The 12187-nt window shown below is 33.6% G+C and carries 12 protein-coding genes; 3 read left to right on the top strand and 9 right to left on the bottom strand.

All coding sequences use genetic code 11. The annotated features are described in order from the left end of the window. Nucleotides 1–31: 31 nt before the first annotated feature. From EG814_RS15315 to purT, 3 genes are read right to left on the bottom strand one after another with little or no spacing between them, the layout of a single operon-like run. A complete protein-coding gene (locus EG814_RS15315) occupies nucleotides 32–607 on the bottom strand; it encodes a Crp/Fnr family transcriptional regulator (RefSeq protein ID WP_125722771.1) in 576 nt (191 codons plus the stop codon). Next, nucleotides 607–927 carry a DUF6370 family protein gene (locus EG814_RS15320; protein WP_125722772.1) on the bottom strand — a complete coding sequence of 107 codons (321 nt, stop codon included), beginning with the start codon at nucleotides 925–927 and terminating at the stop codon, nucleotides 607–609. Before EG814_RS15320 ends, EG814_RS15315 begins: the two co-directional genes overlap by 1 nt. Nucleotides 928–929: 2 nt before the next feature. Further along, on the bottom strand, nucleotides 930–2090 hold the full coding sequence (purT, locus tag EG814_RS15325; protein ID WP_125722773.1) for a formate-dependent phosphoribosylglycinamide formyltransferase: 1161 nt from the start codon (nucleotides 2088–2090) through the stop codon (nucleotides 930–932). A 61-nt stretch (nucleotides 2091–2151) separates the two neighbouring features. On the opposite strand from purT, the gene EG814_RS15330 reads away from it, so the two are divergent. After that, on the top strand, nucleotides 2152–2511 hold the full coding sequence (locus tag EG814_RS15330; protein WP_125722774.1) for a hypothetical protein: 360 nt from the start codon (nucleotides 2152–2154) through the stop codon (nucleotides 2509–2511). Between the two features lie 501 nt (nucleotides 2512–3012). Here EG814_RS15330 and EG814_RS15335 read toward each other — a convergent pair. From EG814_RS15335 to EG814_RS15345, 3 genes are all read right to left on the bottom strand, one after another. Next, nucleotides 3013–4881, bottom strand: a complete 1869-nt coding sequence (locus tag EG814_RS15335; protein ID WP_125722775.1) for a peptidase U32 family protein — start codon at nucleotides 4879–4881, stop codon at nucleotides 3013–3015. A gap of 131 nt (nucleotides 4882–5012) precedes the next feature. Further along, nucleotides 5013–5504, bottom strand: coding sequence for a hypothetical protein (locus EG814_RS15340; protein WP_125722776.1), 492 nt, complete (start codon nucleotides 5502–5504; stop codon nucleotides 5013–5015). 164 nt (nucleotides 5505–5668) lie between these two features. Beyond that, nucleotides 5669–6124, bottom strand: a complete 456-nt coding sequence (locus tag EG814_RS15345) for a ferritin-like domain-containing protein (RefSeq protein ID WP_125722777.1) — start codon at nucleotides 6122–6124, stop codon at nucleotides 5669–5671. A 328-nt stretch (nucleotides 6125–6452) separates the two neighbouring features. On the opposite strand from EG814_RS15345, the gene EG814_RS15350 reads away from it, so the two are divergent. Then, nucleotides 6453–7508 (top strand): serine hydrolase domain-containing protein, encoded by a 1056-nt coding sequence (locus EG814_RS15350; RefSeq protein ID WP_125722778.1) that lies wholly within the window; start codon nucleotides 6453–6455, stop codon nucleotides 7506–7508. 52 nt (nucleotides 7509–7560) lie between these two features. Here the strand turns inward: EG814_RS15350 and EG814_RS15355 are convergent, their stop codons facing one another. Next, complete coding sequence (locus tag EG814_RS15355) at nucleotides 7561–8751, bottom strand: pyridoxal phosphate-dependent aminotransferase (RefSeq protein WP_125722779.1); 1191 nt, start codon at nucleotides 8749–8751, stop codon at nucleotides 7561–7563. Nucleotides 8752–8826: 75 nt separating this feature from the next. After that, nucleotides 8827–9924: a fatty acid desaturase family protein gene (locus tag EG814_RS15360; RefSeq protein WP_125722780.1), complete on the bottom strand. Its 1098-nt coding sequence runs from the start codon at nucleotides 9922–9924 to the stop codon at nucleotides 8827–8829. A 107-nt stretch (nucleotides 9925–10031) separates the two neighbouring features. Between EG814_RS15360 and rsmG the strand changes: the two genes are divergently transcribed. Next, nucleotides 10032–10661, top strand: coding sequence for a 16S rRNA (guanine(527)-N(7))-methyltransferase RsmG (rsmG, locus tag EG814_RS15365; protein WP_125722781.1), 630 nt, complete (start codon nucleotides 10032–10034; stop codon nucleotides 10659–10661). 51 nt (nucleotides 10662–10712) lie between these two features. Here rsmG and EG814_RS15370 read toward each other — a convergent pair whose 3' ends face one another. Beyond that, complete coding sequence (locus tag EG814_RS15370; RefSeq protein WP_125722782.1) at nucleotides 10713–11444, bottom strand: hypothetical protein; 732 nt, start codon at nucleotides 11442–11444, stop codon at nucleotides 10713–10715. Nucleotides 11445–12187 lie beyond the last annotated feature (743 nt).

The raw sequence follows: 12187 nt of genomic DNA on the forward strand, positions 1-12187 counted from the left end.
TTTTAATCTGTGAAATCTGTGGCTAAAAGAACTATTTCTTCAATAATCGTGCTTTCATTTTGCTGAAAAATTCTGGTGTTACGCCAATGAAAGAAGCGATTTGTTTTTGAGGAACTTTATGAATTAAAGTCCCGTATTTTTTGCTGAATTTTTCGAAGCGTTCTTCTGCGGGTAAACTCAAATTGTCCATTAATCTTTGCTGATTGGCAACCAATGAATTTTCAATCAAAATTCTGAAAAAACGCTCTAGTTTTGGAATCTCCAAATACAATTGCTCTTGATTCTCTTTCGACAACGAAACCACTTCAGCTTCTTCTAAAACTTCAATAAAAAGCTGTCCTGGTTTCTGCGAAAAATAACTGTACATATCGCTCATCCACCAGCCCTCGCAGGCAAAAGAAAGCACATGTTCGACAATATTATCGTTGATATTGAAACTTCTTAAAATGCCAGAATTTACAAAATACGAATGTTTGCAAACTTCGCCGGCATTCAGTAAAAGTGTTTTGGCTTTGTAAGTGTTCGTTTCTAATTTAGATAAAAAAAGTGCCTGTTCTTCTGGAGTCAGCGAAACATGTTTGGCAATGTTTTCAAGAATTAATGCCATTATTTTTTATCGTCTATTAAAGTGAATGAAGTCGCTTTAAAACGATTTCCTTTTATTTCTCCTGTTACTAAAGCTTTGTTGATAGCATTGCAAAAGCCTTTTTCAGCGTGAGCATCTCCGTGATCGTGAATCGATGTTCCGTCAACGAAATAACTTTTTCCGTCGATACGAACGGCTAAATCACAGCTTTTGCCTTTCATTCCGAATTGGCATTCCCCACATGAAGCTTCAACGACAGTTGGTTTGTCAAATTTCTTTTTGTCTTGTGCATTTGCTGCAATTCCAATAAACAGAAAAGCTGCTAAAACAATATTTTTCATAATTAAGAATTTACAATTATTAATTTCGCCGTTTCTTTGGCGCGTTTAGTTATTTCATCAATTGGAGTTGCTAAAGAATCAGAACTTAAAACAACGCCCATTCTTCTGTAAGGTCTTGAAGTTGGTTTTCCAAAAATTCTGAAATCGGTTTTAGGTAAAGCGGCAACTTTTTCGATTCCGGTAAAAGTTGGGTTTGTTGAATCTGCCGAAGCTAAAATTACGGCGCTTGCTCCCGCTTTTTCTAAGGTGATTTCGAAAATTGGAAGACTTAAAATCGCTCTTAAATGCAATTCGAATTCGTTGAAATTCTGCGTTCCTGCCAAAGTTACCATTCCGGTATCGTGCGGACGAGGCGAAAGTTCAGAGAAATAAACGCCATCATCAGCAAGGAAAAATTCAACACCAAAAAGTCCGGCACCGCCAAGTGCTTCGGTAATTTTTTCGGCCATATCCTGAGCTTCGTATAAGTCTTTTTCTGAAACCAAAGCCGGCTGCCAGCTTTCCTGATAATCGCCACGTTCTTGTCGGTGACCAATTGGCGCGCAGAACAACGTTGGATTATTATTTTGCGTAATGGTTAAAAGCGTAATTTCTGAATTAAAATCTACAAAAGCTTCTACAATTACTTCGATAACATCGCCACGTGAACCTGCCACGGCATATTCCCAGGCTTTTAAAATATCTTCTTCACTTTTTATTGTCGATTGCCCTTTTCCGGAAGAAGACATTAAAGGTTTTACGACACACGGAATTCCAACTTCTGCAACGGCTTTTTGCAATTCTTCTGCCGATGTTGCGTATTGATATTTAGCGGTTTTTAAACCTAATTCTTTTGCTGCTAAATCTCGGATTGCTTTACGATTCATGGTAAAATTGGCCGCTTTCGCTGAAGGAACAACGGTGATGCCTTGTTTTTCGTAATCGTAAAAACGTTCGGTGCGAATGGCTTCTATTTCGGGAACGATAAAGTCGGGTTTGTGTTTGGCTACGATTCGGTCTAAAGCTTCGCCGTCGAGCATATTAATCACTTCAAAGCCGTGTGCAACCTGCATGGCTGGAGCGTTTTCGTAACTGTCAACTGCGATTATGGTTTGTCCGATTCGTTGTGCGGCGATAGTGAATTCTTTGCCTAATTCGCCTGAACCTAGGAGTAGTATTTTCATTTTGGAGTAGTGTATTGTTTGGTAAACAAAAATAGTTATTTTTATTATTTATTATAAAACTATGAGTTTAAAACAACCTCACAAAAATAGAATTGATCAAAGTCAAATACAATATGGTGAATGGGATGATGATGGTTGTCGTAAAGTAATATATCGTCAAAAACTTTTTACGGGTTATTTAGTACTAGATAAAAATTCAAATGGTTATGTGGAATTTGAAATGGAATACAAAAATGGAAGTCATTTGGGGTGGGATAATGAGTATGATGAAAACGAACAACTTGTACGAACGACTTTAACTGTTGGAGAAACTAGTTTGGTTTTTTATGAATACGACTCAGATGGTAATCAAATAGTTGAAGGAAAATTAACGGACGATGGTTATTTTCAAAAAATGGTAAAGAGGTATAATTTAGATTAGAAAAATCAATAAAAAGTTTTCTAAAAATAGAGCACACCAAAAATCCTGCAATAATGGAGTATTTTGTAATGCTGTTTTTGGATTCCATTGAAATTGATTTTAAAAAGTAAAGATAAATAAAATGAGAATTATTCTCACACAGATTTTGCAGATTCGGCAGATTTAATTTTTAATAATTAAAGGTTGATTTGAATTGCCTCCAGCTTTAGCTGGAGGAATGAATTGTAGAATGCAGGGCTTTAGCCAAACTCATTTTTTTGGCTAAAGCCGAATAATAGAAATCTTTTGAAAACCTCCAGCTAAAGCTGGAGGCAATTGATATTATTGAGGTTTACTTTTGAAAATGATTTTTTCTCGTTTTTACGTTTCGCGTGAGGGATAGCAGTGGAAAGCCCGGAGCCTGACGAAGGAAGTGCGAGGACTTGGAACGGATAGCCCGACCCGGAGGGGCACGCCCAAAATAAAAAACCGATACTTCTTTTGAAAGCATCGGTTTGTATATTAATGAAAATGATCTTCTTCAATCTCAAATTCGGCATCTTTTTCCCAGATTTCCATTTCGCAGGGTTTACAGTTGAATTTTAGTTTGTATTCCAATTCTCCCTGTTTTAAAACCAACGGCTCTTTTACTTTAACGCCTACGATATCTTTTTGATGGATTGGGCATTTTTTTAATTCGTATTTAATACAATATTTTGTGGTCATTACACGAGATTTTCCTGGATCCCATTGTAATTCAAATGCTTTTTCGATTTCGGTTACACCATGACGTTCGTAGAATTTACGAGCAGTTTTGTTCGAAACGTTGTACATAAAATCCAGTTTAGTTTCCGGATACGGATGTGACGTTTTTACCAATTGATGTTCTTCGCGTTTATAGTTTGCCAAACGAATTTCTGACAACTGATCGAAAACATTTCTTCGCATTTCGTTGATTTTTGAAATAGGAAGAAACCAGTTTTGAGAAAATACAACATCAATATCATCAGCGCTGTAAGGCGTGAAACCTGTTTTTGCCAATTGTGTTTTGATGTTTTCTGCAATAGATTCGCCAGTTTTCGTCTGTTCTTTAGGATGTTCTAAAGTTACCGTACTTACGTTTCCGTCTTCGTCGGTGGCTATTAATTCGAATCCTTTTTCGTTTTCGGTAAACAATAAAGTAGTTCCGATTTTACGGATGGCACTGTCTTCTCTTTCAACAATTTTAATGAAAGCAATATCATTATTACGGTAAATAAAAGTTCCGTCTTTGATTTCTTTTAAAACGTTTGGATATACTTTTCCGTTTTCGGCTTTGTTTACATAAATTCCGTCGGCTTCGTTTTGCTCGTTGATGAAACAAAGTCCGTCGCCATTGTTTAGCAATTCACCGTTTTCGATTTCGTAAGCATCTCCGATAGTTCGGATTAATTTACCAATATATTGTCCTTTTGATTTTGGACTTTCCCAAGAACCAATGCTTTTGTCTCTGTCGTTAACGAAATAATCGGTATAACCGCGATTGAAAGTTCTGCTTAAAGAAGAATCAAAAGTATAAGTGCATTTTCCAGAAGAAGCTTTAACGTATTTATCGCTTCCTTCTAAATAACTGTCTAATTTCTGACGAAGATAAGATACGTTATTTTTTACGTAGGCCACATCTTTAAGACGGCCTTCGATTTTAAAAGAAACAATTCCGGCTTCGATCAAATTTGGAATCTGGTCTGAAACATCTAAATCTTTTATAGAAAGCAAGTGACTGTTTTTGATTAAAGTATCTCCGTTTCCGTCGATTAAGTTGTACGGTAAACGACAGTTTTGAGCACAAGAACCACGGTTTGCGCTTCGTTCTCCGTTTGCCACACTCATGTAACAGTTTCCGCTGAAAGAAACACAAAGTGCTCCGGTTACGAAGAATTCTAATTCTACATCGGCATGGTCGTAGATTGTTTTAATTTGATGCAAGTTCAATTCGCGTGCTAAAACCACACGTTTGATTCCGGCATCTTTTAAGAATTTAATTTTATCCGCATCACGGTTATTGGCTTGTGTACTGGCGTGAAGAACGATAGGAGGCAAGTCCATTTCCATAATCGCCATGTCCTGAATAATCAGGGCATCAACACCAATTCCGTATAATTCCCAAATCATGGCACGACACGTATCTAATTCGTTGTCGTACAAAATGGTATTCATTACTACAAAAACCTGAGCGTTAAATAAGTGCGCATATTTTACCAATGCAGCAACATCTTCGATTGAGTTGTTGGCATTTGAGCGCGCTCCAAATTGTGGCGCACCAATATATACTGCATCGGCGCCACTGTTTATAGCGGCCATTCCACCAATTAAATCTCTAGCAGGCGCTAATATTTCAATTTTCTTCTTCATTTCTAAAACTTTAGCCTTTTGTGGTATTCACGGAAAAAAGTGTGCAAAGGTCTAATAAATTATTTGAGTTTGCTAGTGCTGAAGCGATTTTTTTGAAATTGTTAACTTATATTGAATGAAAATAATGTGTCTTATTTAAAAATTTCTTTTGTTTCATCAATTAAACTAGATTTTACTTCTCCTAAAAATTTTAGATGAATTGAAATTTCATTTTTTAAATCAAAATAATTTTTGTGGTAAAATTCAGAGAGTTTTATTTCTTTTTTGTTGTCTTTGATGAAATATAGGTATTCATAATTTTGTCCTTTCGAAGTTAAAATAGAAGTTTGATAACCATCAAAATCTTTGTAATTATATTTTCGTTTAAGTCCTAAATAATTCTTCTTTTCAATTTCATTATTATGAAGCGAAATTTTTATTATTTTGTTTCTAAGTTCACCAAATACAAGAAATATCAACGTATAAAGAAATAGAAATGACATGTAAACATCAATCCATCTTATTTGGTCTATTTTTATTGGTAAGTTTGTGATTAATATAGAAATTAAAACGTATGTTAAAGATATTATTAGACAAGGAATTAGTAGTGTTTTTAATGTAAATTTTGATTTAAGTATATGCAACAGTAAATTGTTTTGAACAGGATAATAGATAAAAGTAGTTGTTAATACTTTTGATTAGAAATTGGTTGCGACGAAAGTAAGATTTATTTTTCAATTTCAACACAACAAAAAAACCACCCAACCCGAAGGTTAAAAGTGGTTTTCAAAAAAAAAGCATGAATCGTTTAGCTTGCTCTCATTTTAATTTGTGATAAAGTATTTTGAATACTATTTAATTGTTTTGAAACGATGTAAATCTGATCGTGTTCTAAATGATTGTCTTCAAGTGCCATTTTGTATTTTTCAACTGCGGCCTCTTCACCAGTAATACAAGCGTTTATAATGGCTTCGGTATCGCCTCCTGTGAAAGCTGACTTAATATCAATCCAAGTTCTGTGTAAAGCGCCAAGTGGGCCTCCTCCAGAAGTGTCTGTCGATTTTCCTAGTTTGTTAATTTGATTTTGTAATTCTACAATAAACAAGGATCTTTCGCGGGCGTATTCAAGAAAATCGCTTTTCATAGCTGGATTTTCTACATGCTCTGCCGCATTGGTATATCCTAGTTTTCCATCTTCAAGAATAGAAATTAATCCTTCTAAAGTTTTAATAGTTTCTGTTGTGGTTTCATCTGCATGTATCATAACATATAATTTTTTGAAATTAATATGTTACAAAGTTTGTAATTATATAACGCTTTGTTTTACAGGATTACATTTGATGTTTTACAATATTGTAGAATGGGAATTTTGAAAGATTGTGTTTTTGTTTCCCGCTTCCGATAGCTATCGGGATTGCAGATTAGAACAGATTTTTTCTTTTTAAAATGATAATTTCTCGTTGATTGTTTGCGTGAGGGATAGGAGTGGAAAGCCCGATTCGCCGCGGCGAACACGCCCAAAATAAATGAATGTGTAACCTAAATATTGATTTTATCGTCGAAATAGATATCAATCATTAATCAGTTATTAGATGAAAACAATTTCAAAATTCTTAATTATTGCATTTCTGCTTTTTCAAAATGCATTTTCTCAAAATTTAGAAGCTAAAATAGACAGCTTAATTCCGGCAAAATTTAAATCTGAAAATCCGGGTGGCGTATTTCTGGTGGTTAAAAAAGGAAAAATTTTGTACAGAAAAGCATTTGGAACGGCTGATTTGGAATTGAATGTAAAAATGAAACCTGAATTTGTTTTTGAAATTGGATCGATGACCAAACAGTTTACGGCTGTTTCTATTTTAATATTGGCCGAACAAGGAAAATTAAAATTGGAAGACGAAATCACAAAATTTATTCCTGATTATCCGACGAATGGAAACAAAATTACGATTCATCATTTGCTGACGCATACTTCTGGAATTAAAGATTTTACGAGCATGAAAGCGATTAAAAATATTGCCAGAGAAGATTTATCTCCAAAAGAATTGGTCGATTTTTTTAAGAATGAGCCAATCGATTTTAAGTCTGGCGAACAGTATAAATATTGCAATTCTGGTTATGTGCTTTTGGGATACATTATTGAAATAGTTTCGGGCGAGAGTTATAAGGATTTTATAACGAAAAATATTTTTAAGAAAGTGGGAATGCAAAATACGTTTTATGCGAGTAACGAAAGAATTATAAAAAATAGAGTTTCAGGTTATCGTGACAAAGACGGTTTGATTAATGCCAATTATATTAGTTTTTCTATTCCGTATGCTTCGGGATCCATAATGTCGAATGTAGATGATTTGGCAAAATGGCAATATGCTTTAGATAACAATATAATTTTAGGTAAAACTTTTACTCAAAAGGCTTTTAAGAATTATAAGCTAAATAACGGAACTTATATAGATTACGGCTACGGCTGGCATTTGGAAAAGGTCAAAAATAAAACTGTTCGCGAACATGGAGGCAGTATTTTCGGATTTAAATCGATGGGAGTTTATATTCCTGAGGAAGAAATTTATGTAGTAGGTTTAAGCAATTGTGAATGCAATTCTCCAACTTCGATAGTAAAAGATATTGCTTTGCATCTAATGGAATAAACGAAAAAAGGGTGTTGAAAAACACCCTTTTTTACTATATCATGCAAAATAATTAAGCTGTAAGCGCTTCTTTGATTCTGCGTAATGCTTCTTTTAAAATATCGTTGCTTGTTGCGTAAGAGAAACGAATACAGTTTGGATTTCCGAAAGCATCTCCAGTTACTGTAGCAACATTTGCTTCTGCTAAAAGATACATAGAAACATCGTTTGCATCTTTAATTTCGTGTCCTTTCAAAGTTTTTCCAAAGAAAGAAGAAACGTCTGGGAATACATAGAAAGCTCCTTCTGGAACGTTGATTTTTACTCCAGGAATTTCTTTTAATAATCCAACGACTAAATCTCTACGTCCGTGGAAAGCTTGAACCATTTCGTTTAATACGCTTGGATCTGCATCTACCGCTGTGATAGTAGCTCTTTGTGCAACTGAGTTTGCACCAGAAGTTACTTGTCCTTGAATTTTTGTACACGCTTTTGCGATAAATTCAGGAGCTCCAATATAACCAATTCTGTACCCTGTCATAGCAAATGCTTTTGCAACTCCATTTACAGTAATTGTTCTTTCTAACATTCCTGGGATTGAACCAATACTGCAGAAAGTTCCAGAGAAGTTAATATGCTCGTAGATTTCGTCTGCAACTACATAAATATTTGGGTGTTTTTCTAAAACTTTTGCCAAAGCTGTTAATTCTTCTCTGCTGTAAACAGATCCAGATGGATTACATGGAGAAGAAAACCACATCATTTTTGTTTTTGGCGTGATTGCAGCTTCTAATTGTTCTGGAGTAATTTTGAAATCAGTTTCTACAGAAGTAGGAACTTCAACAGGAACTCCGCCTGAAAGTTTTACGATTTCGAAATAAGAAACCCAGTATGGTGCAGGTAAGATTACCTCGTCACCATCGTTTAACATTACTTGTGCAATGTTATATAAAGATTGTTTTGCTCCTGTAGAAACTACGATTTGAGATGGTTTGTATTCTAAATCATTGTCTCTTTTGAATTTTCTGCAGATAGCTTCTTTTAAATCTTGGTATCCGTCAACAGGAGAATAGGTGCTGTAATTATCGTCGATTGCTTTTTTTGCTGCTTCTTTAATAAAGTCTGGCGTATTGAAATCTGGCTCGCCCAAACTTAAACTGATAATGTCTTTTCCTTGTGCTTTCAATTCGCGTGCTAAAGCCGCCATTGCTAATGTTTGCGAAGTCGCTAAGTTGTTGATTCTGTCCGAAAGAATATGATTCATTATAAAATTTTTGAATGTCCTTAAATTGCTGTGTTGTTTTAAGGAAGGTTAATTATTAATAGATTTTTTTAGTTTTTAGACTGATAATTCTGGTTTCATACCCAAATCGCGTAAATGCTTAAAGTGAGCAATAACCGCACTTCGCATCGTTTTGTACTCGTAATAGGGTAAATTGCATTCTTTTGCTGTTTCTTTTACGATTTTTGCAATTTTACCGTAATGAATGTGACTGATATTTGGAAAAATATGATGCTCAATCTGATGGTTTAATCCGCCTGTATACCAGTTTACGATGGCATTTTTTGGTGCAAAATTTGTCGTTGTGTACAATTGGTGAATAGCCCATGTATTGTCCATTTCTCCTAATTCATTTGGAGTTGGATTTGTAGTATGGTCAACAACGTGTGCCAATTGAAATACTACACTTAAGATTAACCCTGCTGTATAATGCATTACAAAAAAGCCTAAAAGCACTTTCCACCACGTTATTCCAATTGCCATTGGTAATACAATCCAAATCGAAAGGTAGATGATTTTTGTAATTACTAAAGTGGTCCAAAGAATCTTCGGACTTTTTGGTTCTCCGTAAGATAGTTTTCTTTTTAGGTAATTACGCATCTGTTTAAAATCGGTAGTAATAGCCCAGTTGAAAGTTAATAAACCGTATAAGAAAACAGAGTAATAATGTTGAAAACGGTGAAAACGATGCCACTCTGCATGTTCTGTAAAACGAATAATTCTTCCTGCATCAAGATCTTCGTCATGACCAGGAATATTAGTATAAGTATGGTGTAAAACGTTATGCTGTACTTGCCAGTTGTAAACATTTCCAGCAAGAACATAAATGGTTCCGCCCATAAATTTATTGATCCAGTTTTTGGTAGAATATGATCCGTGATTTCCGTCGTGCATTACATTCATTCCAACACCAGCCATTCCAATTCCGATTACGATCGACAAAAGAAGCATTACCCAAAATGGCATCTCAAGCGTAAGGATTAAAAAATAGGGAGTTAAAAAAACAGCAAAAAGAATAACAGCTTTTAAATGTAACTGCCAGTTTCCGGTTTTCTTTATATTGTTTTCTTTAAAGTAATTGTTAACGCGAGAGTTAAGCGTTCTAAAAAACTTTAAATTGTCTTGCCGTGCAAAAGTTGGAGCAGTGTTATTCATAATTAATTTAAATAGTTTTCAAAGGTAATTATTATAAATTTTCAATTTGCAAAATTGAGTTAAATATTTCAATCGTAAAGTAGTACTTTTGTTAAAAATTTATAGCAATGGATGAGATATTGAAATATTTTCCAAATTTGACCGATCTTCAAATCGAACAATTTCAAAAATTAGACTTTTTATACCACGATTGGAATGAAAAAATCAATGTTATTTCTAGAAAAGATATTGATTCTTTATATACAAAACACATTTTACATTCGCTAGGAATTGCCAAAATCATGAAATTCGAACCTGGAGCAACAGTTTTGGATGTTGGAACAGGAGGCGGTTTTCCTGGTATTCCGTTGGCGATTCTTTTTCCTGAAACCAGATTTTATTTAATTGATGTAATAGCAAAAAAAATAAAAGTTGTTCAGGGAGTTGCTGATGCTTTAGAATTAAAAAATGTAAAATCAGAACAAAAACGTGCCGAATTAGTAAAAGGGGATTTCGATTTTATTGTAAGCCGCGCCGTTACAAATATGCCCGATTTCGTTTCATGGATACATGATAAAATTAAAAAACAGCATAAGCATATGTTAAAAAATGGAATCCTTTATTTAAAAGGAGGTGATTTGACTGATGAGCTGAAAGATTTTCCAAAAGCTACTTTATACGATTTAGCAGATTATTTTGAAGATGAATTTTTTGAAACCAAAAAAGTGGTGCACCTTCCTTTAAAATTTAAACCTTAATAAAATAACCCGTTTAGTATTTCTAAACGGGTTATTTTTTGAATTAAAAAATTAAGATGCCTTTTTTGGAAGGTTTAAAAAACTATTTGCTTTAAGATCTAAATTTCCAATAAAGCTGTGAAGTGCGTTTTCAGATTCTTCAACTGAATATTTAAATGATTCATCAAAGAAAAATTCGCGGCAGATTAATGGTTCGTTTGATGGATCGTACACGCCTTCGTCACTTTCGTCTAAATTCTCATTTTTGTACGGATTAGGATGAGTATTTGCTAACCTAGTAATCGTCTGCTCGAACCATTTGTCAAATTTTTTCTTTTTTGGCGTAATATGTCTTGCTAATAAAACTAATCCCACAAGTTCATTTTGTAAATAATAGGAGCCTTTTCGGTATCTCACATCTACCATTGTAACATTCATCAAGGCAATCCATAATGCTCCGTTTACCGATCCTACGGCAGGAATTTCTAGTTCAGTATCAAAAAATAACGGATTTACATGTTCTTTGTTGTCTATAGAACACCAAAGTGCCTCAATACGTTTTTGAGTATCATGTATTTCTTGTGTATATCCTGTAAAACGCCAGTAAATCCACTCCAGTAAAGCAGCCGTTAAGCCAACAGAACCTTTGTGATTAATCTGCATTAAAGAATTTTCCAATTCTTCATTTCCTTCTAAAGGATCTAGAAGTTTATTTATTTTATTTTTTGTCCATTTAAAATTTATAGGGTGACCAATACTTTTTGATTCCATTATTACTTTCGGAACATTGTTCAAATTTCTCATAATTGTGCAATTAATTTTTTTTGAATCTTTTTATGTTGTTTAATATTGGAACAAATTTATACGGATAGGTCTTTTTTTAGTGGTATAAAAAGTTTTAAAAGTATCAGAATAAGTCATTTGCTATTTTTAAAGTGCTGATTTTTAAATAAATAAGAAAAGTATTACAAAATGTATAGTTCAAAAATTTCGCTTTAATACATGGATATTTTCTTTATTTTTTGTGAGTTTTTAGCTCTTTAATTGTATCTAAGATTCTTATTTATAGACTTTTATTTTTTTTCTTTTGTTTTTCCTAATTTTAAAATCCCTCAAATAAAAAAGTAGTACAGCAGTGTTAGGTAAAATAAAAACCTGCTATTGCAAAATTTCAAAATTTAGAGGTGACAAAAAAGTCAAAATAATTATTTTGTAAGATATGTTGTAAAAAAAAAATAATGTATAGCAGACAATTAGCAATATAAAATCTAGGAGTACTATTTGAAAAAAAAGGAAGATGAATGCAAAATCAAAATTATAGGAGCTTATTATGATCTGCATTCTGAAGAAGTGATTTTACTATAAAAAGAAATAAAAAAACGAAAGCCGATTCTGTTTTTGAACATGCCCCAAAAAGTTAGACACTATTTGGGGCATTTATGGAAAGAAAAGTAAAGTATGACTATGCATTTAAGTTAGAATGCGTAGAATTGGTTTTAAAGAAGCATTATTCAGATGGACATGTTTCAAGAATGAAGCAGATTCCA

The organism is Flavobacterium ustbae (genome assembly GCF_003946915.1).
Lineage (GTDB): Bacteria > Bacteroidota > Bacteroidia > Flavobacteriales > Flavobacteriaceae > Flavobacterium > Flavobacterium ustbae.